Raw genomic sequence first — 15,530 nt, 5'->3', positions numbered from 1 at the left:
GATACGGCTAAAAGTCATTTGGTTTATCTGTTGTTTCCTGTTCGGCTACGGGCTCTGGTGGCAGGAAACGGGCGAAAACAATGGCACCACGCGTGGGGACGACTTCGGCTTCTGGCTGAGGAAGCATAATGTCTTCAGGTAAAGAGTAAGTATCAAGTGTCAAATGATTAACACGGTACGGCGTTAAATAGCTGACCAGCGCAAATCCGCGTTTATCCGTAGTTACCCCAAACTGATTATCAATACCCACATTGGGCATATTGGGAAGCTCCACAAGCGCCATGGTTTCGCCTAACTGCTGGCCAAACGTGACACCGTCACTATGAATTAGCACGCTGCCACTGATATCCGCATTGTATTGCTGCACGGTAGCCCCTTTCGCCACGCCCAGCGCTATTTCACCAGCGTTATAGCTATATCCCAGCGTTGCGTCCAGTTCATCGCTATTCTGTGAACTGTGTATGCCACTTACCTGATAGCTCAGGCTGTAGTCCTCCAGAGCGGTTCCGCTGATCGATGCCGTGCGCGAGTTCACATCGTTTTTAGCCAGCGTCTGATCGATATCGAGTTTCAGATGACGAAAACTCGACTCGGTGAACGTCGAGAAGGGTATACTCAATGAAAAATTGAGTGAAGTCTGAGCAGCATCGCCTGGATAACGGCTGTGGCTGAGATAAATATTATAATCAATGTCGTTACGCGTATCCTGATAACCTAATTGAAAGTTATTCTCAAGACCGCCATGCTGACGGTAGCGCTGTTGAGCGGCGTTGATAAACAGACTGGCATTATCCGACAAATTTTGATTAAGGTTGAGCTCCCAGCGCAAACGTTTTTCCGCGTCCTCATCACCAATGAATTGCCCCTCATCATCAAAATCCCACGCCCAAATTTTTTGTTGTTGAATCGTCTCTCTCAGCGTGCGGTAGCGTTGTTTTGCCGGGAAATAGCGTAACTGAAAATTAACATTGGTATTGGTGCCGATAAAGGCTTTCGCATAACGCAGGCGATACATTTCACCACGATCGGGAACCGTGTGACGCGGATTGCTGGCCTGTGAATGTGTCACATCCAGAGAGAGTGCACCCCAATTATTGAGGTTTTTGCCCATACCGAGTGCATAACCTCGGTAAGGATCGGCATTGATCCCTCCGGCATAGAGCGAAATACCGGCGGGAAAACCATAAGTTAGCGTAGCCTGACCAAAGCTTGGCTCATCCTGTGTGGTATTACGGTCAGCACGATATTTACCGGTGAGTATCTGATAGCTATAGTGGCCCTGATGCGTCAGGTTCGGCATGGATGCATAAGGCAACAGACGAGTGGTTTCACTGCCGTCACTCTCTTTGACGGTGATCTCTAAATCGCCGTTGGCTGAGGGAGGATAAATCTCTTTTAACTCGAATGGACCCGGGGCAACGAATGTTTGGTAAATTACAATCCCGGCTTGACGTAACGTCACTTCGGCATTGCTGTGTGCCACGCCTTTAATCAAGGGCGAAAAATTGCGCCAGGTATCAGGTAACATCCCATCATCCGTTGCCAGCATGACGCCACGAAATGGAACGCTATCGAAAAGGGTTGAGGGTGAATCTGCGTAGCCAAGCGTCAAACGTCCGCGCAGGCGCCGAATATCGCGCATCAGATAGCCATTGCGCGTGTAAGAGCCGTGTTGCCCGAAGTTATCTTTCCAGAAACTATTTTGATAACGCAGGCGCCAGGGGCCCCAGTTTGCACCGGAATCAAAATCAGCAAAGGCGCTCTCATTATTGTCGTTATAAGCGTATCTCGCGCCTTGTTGATTGGTATAGTTCATATGGTAATTGATAAACGCAGCGTTGATACCGTCATCCCAGCGGCTGGTGCTGATACCGTTTTGTTTTGCTGAAATAAACGCGGGCGGAAATAACAAGGTAACAATGCGCGCCTTGTCATCATAAAAGTAACGAATATTTTGCTGCTTTAGCGTTTCGGCACTCAGGCAACCTTTCTCATCCCACGTCATTTTTTCTGTGGCTTCGGCTCGCACCCCCCATTCTTCCAGCAGCGGCTGACGCAGGCAGGGAACATCACGAGTTATCTCCATCGCTATCCGCCCTTTATAAAGATTATTCAGGATAACCCAGACGTGATGCGATGTGGCGGAAGCGGAGAAAGTGAAAATTATGAGGAGAGAAAAAGCGTAACGCGAAACATTCATCATCAGTAAACGGTCACTCAGTCTGCTGATAACGCAGGTTATCAAAGAAAATAGATCGACCCTGAAACGTGCGGGCGACTGGCGGCACATCAAATCCCGTATGCCCGAGCGTACAAGCAAGATCGTAATTAACTGAAGCGGGCCGTAAACGGCCCGCCATCATGCATTAGCGGCGTAAACCGGCTAACTCAGCGCGAGCGGCATTCAGCTCTGCCTGGATTTTGTTTACATCGTTACGTTTTTCAGCCAGTTTTTTCTCATACTTGGAAATTTTCTGGTAGTTGTGACGCGCCTGAGCTTCGCGCAGGTCAGCCTGAACTTCACGAACATCACGTTGTTTATCCGCCAGTTTACCTTCCAGCTTGGTTACTTTTTTCTGCGCATCACGTACCAGACCGTCGTTGGTGCAGTGTGCGTTCAGTTCAGCTAACGCTTTACGCAGTCCGTCTACTTTATAGTGATTGCCATAGCGCTCAGCCTGACGGATTTGATTTTCGATTGCAGCACGTTTCGCTGAGCAGTCATTACCTGAAGCCTGGGCGACGGTAAATGCGGTTGAACCGAGGGTCATTAACAGCGGAAGGATGGCAAGTTTAGTTAATTTTTTCATCAGTCACTCCTTGGACTAGGTTATGTAAACGGGAAAGCGCGTTGGCTCCCCTGCTGTACATACTGTAAATAATTTAGGTTTCCCTGCGCCATAGGCGCTTTTCCTTACTGTGCTGTAGGATGTTCCGATACGGATGTAGTCCGCGCGCGCCAGCGCGTCAGTTCCTGCTCAAGAGCGTCTGACATCTTAATTAATGCCACGATCCCGGCCGGCTGCGGATCCTGTTCTGCCTGTAGACAGCAGGCGATCAATTGCTGAGCGCCAATCAGCGTAATGCCGCCGCGCAGTTTATGCAGTGCCGCCTTCAATTGATTATCATCCTGCTGGTCTAACCAACTCGTCATCGCATTGCGTCCTGCCTCAAGCTCATCTATCTGTAACCTAATAAAAGTAGGGAGGTTTGCGGGTGTTTTTAACTCAGCTGCAATTTGTTGTGGTGAAAAATAGTGCCACTGCTGCGGGGATGTCCGGCAGCTGACTCTTGTCAACTTTTCCGCCAATTGATCCAAACCGATGGGCTTGAACAGACAGGCATCCATACCGGAAGCAAGACAGCTATCAACGGCTTCAGGCAAAGCGTTAGCGGTGAGTCCCCAGATGATGAGGGGCGGTGTTTTCTGCTCGCGTTGACGAACAAGGCGCGTGAGCGCGTAGCCGTCCATCTCAGGCATATTGCAGTCGGTTATCATTAAATCGAAATCCTGCTGGTCAAGCAGCGCCAGTGCCTGAATACCCTGACTGGCTGCTTGCGTTTGGTGGCCAAGAAAGCAAAGTTGCTCATTAAGCAGCATCCTACTGGCAGGGTTATCTTCAACAATCAAAATTTGTAGTGGCGTGGGCGGGGGGGCCGCAGCCGAGTGGATGATTAACGGCGAGTCCAGCCGGGCCAGCTCGGGCAGTCGCAACCGTACGGTGACTTCGGTACCGATGCCAGCTTCACTCTGCAGAGTAATATCACCGCCCATCATCGCCGACAGCGTTTTACAAATATATAGACCCAGACCGCTGCCCTGAAGGCTGGGGGTGCCCTGTGCTTGTTCGAAGCGTTTGAACAACCGGGCCTGCGTTGCCTGATCAATGCCGCAGCCGCTATCCTGTACGACCAGAAGCAGATTAAGCGACGAAGCATCATGAGATTCGGTGCTGACGCGCAGGCTGATCTGTCCCTGAGTGGTAAACTTAATTGCGTTACTCAGCACATTGGACAAAATTTGCTTAAAGCGTAATGGGTCGATCAGCACATCGACATTGGCATCGGTAGCGATTTCCAGGCGAAACTGTAGCGATTTCTGCCGCGCCAGACCGTCAAACAGCGCTGCCACGGATTCAACCAGCGCATAGATATTGGCACGTTCCGGGTTTAACACCAGCCGTTCCGATTCAATGCGTGCGATATCAAGAATATCGCCAATCAAAATCAGCAAGGACTGCGCGGATTGATGTGCAAGCCGGATCGCATTGATATTGGATGTGATTTCATTACGGCGCAGCACCAGTTCCAGAATGCCCGCGATCGCGCTCATCGGCGTACGAATTTCGTGACTCATGGTTGCCAGAAATTGACTTTTCGCGTGGCTGGCTTGATCGGCGCTTCGCTTTGCCTGCCGTAACGCGTTAATACGACGCTGGTTATCGGTCATATCCAGCCAACCGCCGATATAACCTGACGAAATCAAGGCTGAACCGCTATCTAATGGTGCCTGCCAGCGTTTTAGTGCTCTGGGGTGACCGGTGTATTGAGACGAGGTCGCAGTGGCGTCCTGTAAGGCTGCTAACAGTTCGGGTATACGTTGTCCCAAAACTTCAGGTCTGGCACGCTGAAGGGCAGTCAGCAACGGTGGGTTAGCGACGACGATTTGGCCAGTTGCATCTGCCAGGTAAACCGGTGCCGGGATAGCATCGATCAGCGTTTGCCAGTCACGTTGTCGTAGCTGATTACGCTGCCGGTAACGCCAAAATTGATAGAGGATAAACAGGAGTAGCAGGGCAAGGAGCACAAAACTCGTGTTGCGCCAGACCGAGGCCACCTGCATCTCTTCCACGCCACTATTGTCTTCATCCGGAAGATTCACTAGCGCGTAGCCATTGCGGGTCATGGCATGCAGATCTTCCGGTAAAATATTGAGAATGGCTTTATCAAGAATAGTAACCAACGGATAGTCCCGCTCGGAAACGGCCAGCACAAAGCGTGCCGGGTCACTATCGAAGCTGGAGACAATACGGAGGGAATCGTGGAAATAGTGGCTCACCATAAATTTGGCGTTAGTGAGTGGCAGAATCATGCGCTCTGCGCGGCCTTCTTTTACCCATTCCAATCCTTCCCGATAGTTTTTTGCCTGCAGGATATTTGCATCGTGCAAGTCAGTAGCGGCATCCTTGATTGGATACTGCCCGGCCAGAACAGCCACGACTTTCGGTAATGTTGAGGCACGACTGTTTTTCTTCCCGACCATCACCCATGAGTTGAAAAGATACGAGCGGGTGGTGAGTAAGTTATTAGGCCAGACGCTATCAAAGGTGATTCCGGCGATGATCCCCGTGCTGCCCGAGCGCGTGGTTTTTAGCGCTTCCTGCAGCGTGCTCTGACGTTCAATGGTGAAACGTATCCCAATCCGACTCTCAATCGCCGCCAGGACATCAGCCGTGATCCCATAAAGTTTACCGTCGCTGTCAAAAAAATTTAGTGGGGCCATATCCTCGGCGACGGCAACGGTAATCTCAGGGTGTTCAGCAATCCATTTCTGTTCCAGCGAAGTAAAAACCAGGTGTCTGTCGCCCGAGGAGAGGGGTATACCTCCGCTCCAGCGGCGTGAAATATCGGCGCGAATATTTTCGGGTATCACCTGTAGTGCTTTGTTCAGGATGCGGATCAACAAGGTATTATTCTGCGTCGTCGCAAAAGAGAAACCGCGTTGTTCCAACTGATGCAACGGGGACAGGCTCAGGTCACTCAGGTTGGATTGATTGATCAAATATTGAGCGGTGGTGGCATCACCAATGTAGAGATCGATTTGATGAAATGAGAGCGCCTCCAGCGCATGGCGCTGCGTTGAAAAGTTAATGATATCTGCATTGGCATAATATGGCTTTAGCTGCGCATCGTCGCGATAGTTCTCGGTAATCGTGACTTTGAGCTTTTTAGCGCTTTTTGCCTGCGGATTATTGTTGCTGACTAACGCGACGGTGTTATTAACGTAGGGATCGCTTAATAGCAGCCCAGCCTGTGCTTCTGCTGTGGAAGCATGTGCAATAAGGTCAATGTTGTTCGCCTTAAGTGCCGCCATTGCTTCATCAGCGTTGGCAAAGTAATAAACGTCAACCTTGATGTTGAGATTCCAGGCGATCGCCCCGAGGTAGTCTGCGCTGATCCCGCCGTAATCTTGCGTACCTGAGGTAATATCAAATGGGGGGGTGTTAGGCGCCCACGCGCCCAGGCGCAGGACCCTTTTTTTGCGTAACCATGCCCACTCCTCGTTACTCAATACAGGATCGGGGAGGGTAAGTTGGCTACGGGCCAGCAAATTGAGTTTCTTTGGCGCTTCAACATCGGCATGCGCCATGCAGCAACCCAGCAGCAAAAATGCGATCAAAAGCGTTTTCATCCCGTCAGCTCCGGATCGCCTAGCAGTCGTTTTAATTCATCAACGTTCTGGCAACCGGTTTTTTCAAACAGACGGGTTTTGTAGGTGCTGATGGTTTTATTGCTCAGCAGCAGCAGTTCACCGATCTCTTTATTACTTTTTCCTTCAATGAGATAGCGTAGTACAGCCATCTCTCTATTGGAAAGTTTATCCAGCGGGGCACTTTCGCTGGTGTCAAGAGGTTCGTTTGCCAGTGTTCGGACACAAAAAGAGGGGAAATAGCTGTACCCATCTATAATTTGCTGACATATCAGTCCGATATGGGTTAAGTCTACATCTTTACTGATAAATCCTTCCGCACCCGCGCGTAAGGTGCGTAGCGCATATTGTTCCGCTGGCTGCCCGGTCAGGATCACCACTTTAATGTTGCTATCAAATTGCTTGATCCGGGACAGTGTTTCCATGCCATCCATTTTTGCCAGGGCAATATCGAGCAGCACGATATCGGTTTTTTGCATTTTAATCATGGACATTGCCCGTATACCATCGGCGGCGGTATTGACCTCAAATTGTAAGTTATTGGTCAAAAAGGATTTCAGGGCAAAGCAGATAGCAGGGTGATCGTCGACGATCAGGGCGTGATACATAATGTGTGGCTTCTCGTTGTGGCTGGGAACGTTCCTGCCCATCCATTTACCACACAAAAAAAACAGGCCCAATAAGACAGGCCTGTTTTCCGTGTTTTAACGCAATACTGTTACAGGGGGGAATTAACCGCTAACGTTAGCTTCCTGCAGTGCGGGCGTTTCTTCTTGCGTCATCCGATTAAGCAAAGGTGCCGTTAACAGCATCAGTACGGCAATAACAGCGGTTGCAATGCCGATCTGCAGAAAGACATCGCCATAAATGTGCAGGGATTGCAGTGGGTCGGTGACATTATCCGGAACGGCCATCAGGTTCGCGATTTTACCGGCGATAATGGCCGCGCCCGCCGTTGTCAGGAACCATGCTCCCATGATAAAGCCCATTAAGCGCTGCGGAACCAACTGAGCGACCATGGCCAGTCCGAGGCCAGAAATCATCAGTTCGCCGATACTTTGCAGTGCATAGCTCAGGATCAACCAGTTTACGGACACAATACCCAAATTGCTGGCAAACTTGGTTCCCAGTGGCAGAACCAAAAATGCCGCAGAGCACAGCACCATACCGAAGGCAAACTTGTGCGGCATCGGCAGGCGATCGCCCATCTTGTTATAAATTGCCGCCAGAATAGGACTGGCAACCATAATCCAGAACGGATTCAGTGCCTGATACTGCTCCGGTTCAAACGTGATACCTAAAATGCTGTGCTCAACGTTACGAATAGCAAAAAAGTTCAGTGAGGTTGGCATCTGGCTGTACAGTACAAAGAACACCACCGCTTCCAGCATCAGCAGAAAAGCAACGATCATCTTACGACGTGCAGCACCCTGCATGGCAAATGCTTCTTTACCAAACAGCATCACAATCCCGACCACGATACAAGCCAGTGCAATACGGGCAATATCCTGATTATGCAGTAGCCAGGTTGCTGCGGCGATGACAACGAGGATGCCAACCAGCGTCGGCAGCAGTTTTTTAACCTGTAGCGGTGCAAAATCAGGTTTTGAGCCATGCAGCCTGACCCACTTGCGGCACAGCATGAAATTCAGCAGTGTAATAAGCATGCCGACGAACGACAGTGAAAAAGCGGAGCTCCAGCCATACTGAGCGGCAAGCCACGGTGTGGCCATGATGGAGAACAGTGAACCGATATTGATCGCCATGTAATACATGGTAAAAGCACCATCCAGGCGTGGATCGTCTTTCTCGTAGCAGGTTGAAAGCAGTGAAGAGGGATTGGCCTTAAACAAACCGTTGCCGACGGCAATCGTTGCCATGCCGATATAGACCAGACTTTGATTGTGCCCTGACCAGGCGATCAGACCATAGCCTGTCGCCAGCACAATAATCCCCAGCACAATCACGCGTTTGGTACCCAAAACTTTATCACCCAGCCATCCGCCGACGGCGACCAGGCCATATACCAGTGCGCTGAAAGATGAAAAGAGCGTAATGGAATCAGCTTCAGACATCCCCAGCATTTTTACCAGGTAAACGGCCATAATAGCCTGGAGGCCGTAGTAGCCAAAACGTTCCCATAATTCAATGGAAAAGATCAAATAAAATGACTTCGGTTGTTTAAACGCATTCAGGCTTGTGGCCTTATCCGTGTGTTGGTTTGCAGTAGACACTTATACCTCTGTTTAGATCCCAATTTCATCGCGGGAAGTAAGCACGCGTAATACCGGTTGGTATTCGGTGCATTGTTATAAGATGGGGAAAAACGGCGGTTAATTTCGCTTATCCGGCGGCATCAGGCAAGAGTTTTTTCATCTTCTACGGTTTGTTGCACTGTTAGTGTTAAAAGTATGCGTATGAAATGTTGTCTGGTGTTAAATTCCAGAATAGCCTATTCTGGCGATATTATTGATCAGTTATTTGTCTAAGAAATCAGCAGTGGTGATATAACCAGCTAAAGCGGGATTCTGTGGGACGAACAGTTATAAGTAAGCTAACTGACAGGATGAATAACCACTAATCAGGTAAAAGCTGGATTTTATTGAGTGTTAATAGCGGGTTGCTGGCAAGGTTCGGGTGAGTAAAGTGCCCTTTGTGAATCCGATCACGAAAAAAAGATTAATCTGACGGGAAATCGTATGGTGAACGTTTTCATGTGGGGGCGTAGCGCATACAAGTCCTGACGATGTCAGCACCCCCGTTAACTTTCCACTTTTTCTTTGTACTCGCAGAGATCTTCAATCAGGCAAGAACCACAGCGTGGTTTACGGGCTATACAGGTGTAGCGCCCATGTAAAATCAGCCAGTGATGGCAATCGACCTTAAATTCCTGCGGTACCACCTTCAGAAGTTTTTCTTCAACCTGCTCAACGTTTTTGCCGGGAGCAAAGTTGGTGCGGTTACTGACGCGAAAAATATGGGTATCAACAGCGATGGTTGGCCAGCCGAATGCAGTATTGAGAACCACGTTAGCCGTTTTACGCCCCACGCCGGGCAGCGCCTCTAACGCGTCACGGTTTTCAGGTACTTCACCATTATGCTTTTCCAGCAGAATACGGCAGGTTTTTATCACATTCGCGGCCTTACTGTTAAACAGACCGATCGTTTTAATGTACTCCCGCACGCCATCTTCACCCAGTTCCAACATTGCAGCGGGAGTATTAGCCACAGGATATAACCTGGCGGTGGCTTTATTCACGCTCACGTCCGTGGCCTGTGCCGACAGTAACACGGCGATCAGCAGCTCAAAAGGGGAACTGAATGCCAGCTCGGTCGTCGGGTGCGGATTATTATCGCGCAGGCGGCTCAAAATAAGTTGACGCTTTTCCTTATTCACATCGCTTTTCCGGTATGGCCCTCAGGGTGCGCCTGCGCCTGGGCGGCAGCAAGGCGAGTGGCGCGCTGTTTCGTTTTTTGATCGATCAAATATTTTCCGGCCAGCAGCATACCTAGCCCGATAAATGCACCGGGTGGCAGCATGGCCAGCAGCAGTGGCGAATCAAAGTGAACGATCTGAATGCGTAGCACTTTTGCCCAGGGGCCCAGTAATTGATCTGCGCCATCAAACACGGTGCCGTTGCCGATCATTTCACGGATACAACCCAGCACAAACATTGCGCTGGTGGCGCCAAGACCGGTTGCGCAACCATCGAGCGCGGCGAGAGGCACGCTGCTTTTTGATGCGACAGCCTCAGCACGGCCCACCACAATGCAGTTGGTCACAATCAGCGGGATAAAAATCCCTAAAGACTGATAGAGGCCAAATGCATATGCATTGATCAGCATCTGCACGCAGCTCACCACTGCGGCGATGATCATGACGTAAATAGGAATGCGTATCTCGGACTTAACCCAACGGCGTGAGGCAGAAATTGCGCTGTTAGTACAGGTGAGTACCAGCGTTGTGGCCAGACCAAGGCCGAGAGCGTTCGTCGCGGTTGACGTCACCGCCAGTAGCGGACAAAGGCCCAGCAACTGAACCAGTGCCGAGTTATTTTTCCAGAGGCCATCGACCAGTAGTTTTTTAGCTTCACTCATTGGTGGCTCCACAATCGGGTAAGGAAGAGAGTACGGGCGGCAGGGTTTCAATATACAACGCCGTGCGTTTCACTGCATTGACTACCGCACGCGGCGTAATGGTCGCACCCGTGAACTGATCGAAATCACCGCCATCTTTTTTGACGGCAAAATGTTGGTCATCAGGCCCGGACAGTTGTTTCCCGTTGAAGCTGTTTATCCAGTCAGAGATGCGAAGCTCAATTTTATCACCGAGGCCGGGCGTTTCATGATGTTCAACTACGCGGGTGCCGTACACTTTTCCGTTAAAATCCGCGCCGACAACCAGTTGGATTTCCCCCGAATAGCCGTCCGGTGCAGTTGTTTCCAGCGCGACGGCGACGGGCGTCTCTCCTTTACGGGCGAGATAGAGATGATGGGGTTTACCATTTCCCAGTGCCTTGTCGGTGACAACGTAACATTCTTGTTGAATGTGATTATCGTATATTTCAGGTGGAACAACCTGATCCAACAAAATCTTTTGCTGAACCGCAGTCTGGTGTTCGATCGTGGGCTTGGTAACCGCATTGATGACCGCTGTAACGCCGGTAGTGACTGCCGCGAACAGCGCCAGTGTGACGCCATTTCTTCTGATGGTATCCAGCATATCAAATCAATCCTTGCGATGGCCGTAAACGCGTGGCCTGGTGTAATAATCAATTAACGGCACGGTAATATTGCCCAGGATAACGGCGAAAGCCACACCATCCGGATAACCACCAAAGCTGCGGATCAGCCACACCAGCAGCCCAATCAACGCACCAAAAATCAGTCGACCACGGTTCGTTGTCGACGCGGTTACCGGATCGGTAGCAATAAAGAAAGCCCCCAACATCGTGGCACCGGAAAACAGGTGAATCATCGGGGAGGCGAGACTTTCCGGTGCGGCAACCCAGCCAATCGTTGCGCAAATCGCTAATGAAGCCAGAAAGCTTACAGGAATGTGCCAGCGGATACTGTTGGTCCACAACAGGAACAGCCCCCCCAACAAAAAACCTGCATTGATCCATTGCCAGCCAAGTCCGGCCAGTACGCCGGTATACAGAGGCTGTGCCATTAATTGTTCTGCGCTATGTCCGGCGCGCAGGCCCGTTTTAAAGTTATCAAGCGGTGTTGCCTGGCTAATGCCATCAATGCCAATCTGCAACTGTTGCATGGTATTTCCTGCCAGCGTGTGCTGGGTAAAAATCATGCTGATGGAATCCATAAAACCGGGCGTAATCGACTGTAGCGCTTCAGGCGGCAGCCAACTGGTCATTTGTACCGGAAATGAGATCAACAGAACCACATAGCCGATCATCGCCGGGTTAAAAGGGTTCTGTCCCAGACCGCCATAAAGCTGCTTAGCGATGATCACCGCAAAGACGGTTCCCAGAACGATCAACCACCAAGGTGCCAACGGAGGAAGGCTAACGCCCAGCAACAGCGCCGTAAGCAGTGCCGAGTTATCAGCAAGATGGGCGGTAACCGGCAGGTTACGTAATTTTAAAATGAGGGCTTCCGTTCCCAGCGCGACGACGGCTGCAATCGCGACCTGGATAAGGTTACCGTAACCGAAGTAGTACCACTGCGCGACCATACCCGGGATGGCCGCCAGTAGCACCAGCATCATGATGGTGCCGGTGCTGCGATGATTATGCGTGTAAGGCGAACTTGCGATGCGAAAAGCCATTTATTCCTCTTGCGTACTGTGCTGCTGCGCTTTTCGCGCTTTTACGCGAGCAATGGCTGCTGCCACTGCCGCTTTACGGGGATCGTCATTTGCATTTGGTGTGTCTAACGTCTCTGCGTCATGACTTTTATCATCCGAATGTTGCTGCTGCGCGGCTTTCATGGCTTTAGCGCGGGCGATGGCGGCTTCAACTGCGACTTTGCGTGGGTCAGCCCCTTCAGAGACCGAATTTTCCGCGGCAGGTGTATTCTCTTGGGACTGCGCGGCTTTCCTGGCTTTAGCGCGGGCGATGGCGGCTTCAACTGCGGCTTTACGTGGGTCAGCCCCTTCAGAGACCGAATTTTCCGCGGCAGGTGTATTCTCTTGGAACTGCGCGGCTTTTCTGGCTTTAGCGCGGGCAATAGCGGCTTCAACTGCGGCTTTGCGCGGATCGTCAACCTGACGCGTCACCGGCTCGCTCTCCGCTTGCTTCTCGGCCTGACGTGCTCGCGCTTCTGCTTTGCGAGCTTCACGCTGCGCGATCGCAACTGCGTTATCCGGTACGCCATCGGGATTTACGCTGATGGTTTCTCCATCGGCGGCTTTTTTGGCTTTCACCCGCGCTAGCGCAGCGGCAATCTCATTTTGGTCGCTAGTACTGACTTTACGTTTGGCTTGTTCGTGGCGTGCTTCACGCGCCAGCTTTTCACGCTCAAGTCGCTGTTGACGCGCTTCAAAGCGCGCTTTGGCCTGCGCTGTACGCTGAGCTTCAAGATCGATGGCCCGCAACTCAGCTTTTTCCTGTCGGTAGTACTGCACCAGCGGAATGTTACTTGGACAAACCCAGGCGCAGGCACCGCATTCAATACAATCGTCAATGTGGTGCGCACGCGCTTTCTCGTGGTCACCGCCCTGGCTGAACCAGTAGAGCTGCTGCGGTAGCAAATTGGCCGGACAGGCATCCGCGCAGGCACTACAGCGGATACAGGACTTCTCCTGCTCACTATTCCCCATTTCGCTGGCTGATGGGGCCAGTAAGCAGTTGGTGATCTTCACCACGGGCACATCAAGGGCGGGCAGGGTAAAGCCCATTAACGGTCCGCCCATAATTACCATTTGTTCTTCACCGGGGGTGAAGTCAGCCACATGGAGTAGATGGCTTACTGGCGTACCCAAACGACCCCAGACATTACAGGGGTGACCCATCGCTTCACCGGTCAGGGTCACTACGCGTTCGGTCAATGGTTCTCCGTCAACGATGGCACGCTTCACCGCAAAAGCGGTACCGACGTTCTGCATCAGAACGCCAATATCGGCGGAGCGTCCACCGTGCGGGACTTCTTTACCGGTTAAAATACGCGTCAACTGCTTCGCGCCGCCGGAAGGGTATTTGGTTGGGATCACGCGCAATTGCAGATCGAGACTGCCACCCAGCGCCTGCTTCATCGCACGGATAGCGTCAGGTTTATTATCTTCAATGCCGATCAACACCCGCTCGGCTTGTAGAACCCAGGCCAGAATTCGACTGCCCTCAATCACCTCTGCGGCATAATCCTGCATCAGGCGATCGTCAGCGGTAATATAAGGCTCACACTCTGCGCCATTAATGATCAGAGTATTCACGCCGCTCAGGCCACCTTTCAGTTTCGTACCCGTCGGGAAACCGGCACCGCCTAAACCCGCCACGCCTGCCTGCTGAATGCGATTAACCACATCCTCGCGCGTTAACTGGTGATAATCAGCGATCGGTTGCCGCTCAGCCCAGCGGTCTTCACCATCCGGCGTCATGAAGATACACAGCTCAGACAGCGCGGAAGGATGCGCGGTGATATGCGGTGCAATGGCCGTGATGGTCCCGGATGTGGGGGCATGAACAGGCAACATGCGACCGCGCCCGAAGGTCAGGGGCTGGCCGCGTAGCACGTAGTCGCCCGGGCTGACGCAAAGTTCGCCTTCCTGGCCGATATGCTGTTTCAGCGGAATAATAAAACGGTCGGGCAACGGGATATGACGCAGCGGCGTACCGTTTGATTGCGTCTTCATCTCAGGTGGATGAATGCCGCCGTCAAAGTCCCAGATTTTATCTTTTTTCAGAAAATTAAATAAATTACGCATGACTTTCTTCAGGGATAACCCGGACCGGGATCGTGTTTAAATCCCATTTCCAGTTCGCGGTAGTGGTCGCAACCGGGCGCATTTCAATGCAATCGGTTGGGCAAGGGGCAACGCAGAGATCGCAACCGGTGCAGAGATCGCTCAGAACGGTATGCATGGCGCGAGTCGCGCCGACAATGGCATCGACCGGGCATGCCTGAATACATTTGGTGCAGCCGATACAGTTCGCCTCATCAATCCAGGCCACGGTTCGCACCGGTTCTTTTACCGTTTCATCGCCATCAATGGGTTGGGGATCAACGTTCAGCAAGCCGGCGAGTTTTAGCATTGTTTGCTCACCGCCGGGTGCACATTTATTTATCGCCTCGCCATTGTTTCCTACCGCTTCAGCGTAGGGACGGCAACCCGGATAACCGCATTGCCCGCACTGGCTCTGGGGCAGGAGTTCATCGATCTGCTCAACAATCGGATCGGCTTCCACGAGGAAGCGGCGTGACGCATAGCCAAGCAGCGCACCGAAGACCAGACTCAGCGCGCTCAGCACGCTGATAGCAATCCAAATCGCACTCATCAGAACTTCACCAGGCCAGTAAAGCCCATAAAGGCCAGCGACATCAATCCGGCGGTGATAAGCGCAATGGATGAACCTTTAAAGGGCGCAGGAACATTCGCCAGCACCAGACGCTCCCGCATTGCAGCAAACAGCACCATGACCAGCGAAAAACCGATAGAAGCACTGAAGCCATACAGCGCGGCCTGTAGAAACGTATGGTTAAGATTGACGCTTAACAGCGGCACGGCCAGCACGGCACAGTTGGTGGTAATCAATGGCAGGAAAATGCCCAGTAAACGGTAAAGCGCCGGGCTGGTTTTACGCACCGCCATTTCGGTGAACTGTACGGTTACGGCAATCACCAGGATATAGGCCATAGTGCGTAGATAAACCAGATCGAGCGGAACCAGAATAAGGTTATTCACCAGCCATGCGCAAATAGAAGCCAGTGTGATGACGAATGTGGTGGCGAGTCCCATACCAATGGCCGTTTCCAGTTTTTTGGAAACGCCCATAAAGGGACAGAGGCCGAGAAACTTCACGAGTACGAAGTTATTCACCAGCACTGTACCAATAAAAAGAAGCAGGTATTCGGTCATTGTTACGCCTGAAAAAAGAAGTAAGGCCAATAAAAAAAGGCCATGTATTATCCGGTATTAGCCGCT

The 15,530-nt window shown here is 51.5% G+C and carries 12 protein-coding genes; all 12 read right to left on the bottom strand.

Features of this window, described 5'->3' with window-relative positions:
- Positions 1-7: 7 nt before the first annotated feature.
- Positions 8-2,200 carry a fimbria/pilus outer membrane usher protein gene (locus J1C60_RS09550; protein ID WP_259393833.1) on the bottom strand — a complete coding sequence of 731 codons (2,193 nt, stop codon included), beginning with the start codon at positions 2,198-2,200 and terminating at the stop codon, positions 8-10.
- Between the two features lie 166 nt (positions 2,201-2,366).
- On the bottom strand, positions 2,367-2,810 hold the full coding sequence (locus J1C60_RS09545; RefSeq protein WP_128174348.1) for a DUF1090 domain-containing protein: 444 nt from the start codon (positions 2,808-2,810) through the stop codon (positions 2,367-2,369).
- 104 nt (positions 2,811-2,914) lie between these two features.
- Positions 2,915-6,412 (bottom strand): ATP-binding protein, encoded by a 3,498-nt coding sequence (locus J1C60_RS09540; RefSeq protein WP_128174350.1) that lies wholly within the window; start codon positions 6,410-6,412, stop codon positions 2,915-2,917.
- On the bottom strand, positions 6,409-7,080 hold the full coding sequence (locus tag J1C60_RS09535) for a response regulator transcription factor (RefSeq protein WP_128174352.1): 672 nt from the start codon (positions 7,078-7,080) through the stop codon (positions 6,409-6,411). The genes J1C60_RS09540 and J1C60_RS09535 overlap by 4 nt, the downstream gene beginning before the upstream one ends.
- A gap of 81 nt (positions 7,081-7,161) precedes the next feature.
- On the bottom strand, positions 7,162-8,664 hold the full coding sequence (gene dtpA / locus J1C60_RS09530; RefSeq protein ID WP_128174353.1) for a dipeptide/tripeptide permease DtpA: 1,503 nt from the start codon (positions 8,662-8,664) through the stop codon (positions 7,162-7,164).
- Between the two features lie 527 nt (positions 8,665-9,191).
- Complete coding sequence (gene nth, locus J1C60_RS09525; protein ID WP_128174355.1) at positions 9,192-9,827, bottom strand: endonuclease III; 636 nt, start codon at positions 9,825-9,827, stop codon at positions 9,192-9,194.
- Positions 9,824-10,528: an electron transport complex subunit E gene (locus J1C60_RS09520; RefSeq protein WP_128174357.1), complete on the bottom strand. Its 705-nt coding sequence runs from the start codon at positions 10,526-10,528 to the stop codon at positions 9,824-9,826. The genes nth and J1C60_RS09520 overlap by 4 nt, the downstream gene beginning before the upstream one ends.
- Positions 10,521-11,153 (bottom strand): electron transport complex subunit RsxG, encoded by a 633-nt coding sequence (gene rsxG / locus J1C60_RS09515; protein WP_128174359.1) that lies wholly within the window; start codon positions 11,151-11,153, stop codon positions 10,521-10,523. The genes J1C60_RS09520 and rsxG overlap by 8 nt, the downstream gene beginning before the upstream one ends.
- Positions 11,154-11,159: 6 nt before the next feature.
- On the bottom strand, positions 11,160-12,218 hold the full coding sequence (gene rsxD, locus J1C60_RS09510; protein WP_128174361.1) for an electron transport complex subunit RsxD: 1,059 nt from the start codon (positions 12,216-12,218) through the stop codon (positions 11,160-11,162).
- Entirely contained in the window at positions 12,219-14,312 is a 2,094-nt protein-coding gene (gene rsxC, locus J1C60_RS09505; protein WP_128174362.1) for an electron transport complex subunit RsxC, read from the bottom strand.
- Positions 14,305-14,883: an electron transport complex subunit RsxB gene (gene rsxB / locus J1C60_RS09500; protein WP_128174364.1), complete on the bottom strand. Its 579-nt coding sequence runs from the start codon at positions 14,881-14,883 to the stop codon at positions 14,305-14,307. The genes rsxC and rsxB overlap by 8 nt, the downstream gene beginning before the upstream one ends.
- On the bottom strand, positions 14,883-15,464 hold the full coding sequence (gene rsxA / locus J1C60_RS09495) for an electron transport complex subunit RsxA (RefSeq protein ID WP_128174366.1): 582 nt from the start codon (positions 15,462-15,464) through the stop codon (positions 14,883-14,885). The genes rsxB and rsxA overlap by 1 nt, the downstream gene beginning before the upstream one ends.
- Positions 15,465-15,530 lie beyond the last annotated feature (66 nt).

This window comes from [Pantoea] beijingensis (assembly GCF_022647505.1).
Taxonomy (GTDB): Bacteria; Pseudomonadota; Gammaproteobacteria; order Enterobacterales; family Enterobacteriaceae; genus Erwinia; species Erwinia beijingensis.
This window is presented reverse-complemented; position numbering and strand designations above follow the sequence as displayed.

What these genes read in the sequence shown, in the direction of transcription:
- J1C60_RS09550 (WP_259393833.1), bottom strand. Translation starts at nt 2,200, where the DNA reads ATGAATGTTTCGCGTTACGCTTTTTCTCTCCTCATAATTTTCACTTTC.
- J1C60_RS09545 (WP_128174348.1), bottom strand. Translation starts at nt 2,810, where the DNA reads ATGAAAAAATTAACTAAACTTGCCATCCTTCCGCTGTTAATGACCCTC.
- J1C60_RS09540 (WP_128174350.1), bottom strand. Translation starts at nt 6,412, where the DNA reads ATGAAAACGCTTTTGATCGCATTTTTGCTGCTGGGTTGCTGCATGGCG.
- J1C60_RS09535 (WP_128174352.1), bottom strand. Translation starts at nt 7,080, where the DNA reads ATGGGCAGGAACGTTCCCAGCCACAACGAGAAGCCACACATTATGTAT.
- J1C60_RS09520 (WP_128174357.1), bottom strand. Translation starts at nt 10,528, where the DNA reads ATGAGTGAAGCTAAAAAACTACTGGTCGATGGCCTCTGGAAAAATAAC.
- rsxG (WP_128174359.1), bottom strand. Translation starts at nt 11,153, where the DNA reads ATGCTGGATACCATCAGAAGAAATGGCGTCACACTGGCGCTGTTCGCG.
- rsxD (WP_128174361.1), bottom strand. Translation starts at nt 12,218, where the DNA reads ATGGCTTTTCGCATCGCAAGTTCGCCTTACACGCATAATCATCGCAGC.
- rsxC (WP_128174362.1), bottom strand. Translation starts at nt 14,312, where the DNA reads ATGCGTAATTTATTTAATTTTCTGAAAAAAGATAAAATCTGGGACTTT.
- rsxB (WP_128174364.1), bottom strand. Translation starts at nt 14,883, where the DNA reads ATGAGTGCGATTTGGATTGCTATCAGCGTGCTGAGCGCGCTGAGTCTG.
- rsxA (WP_128174366.1), bottom strand. Translation starts at nt 15,464, where the DNA reads ATGACCGAATACCTGCTTCTTTTTATTGGTACAGTGCTGGTGAATAAC.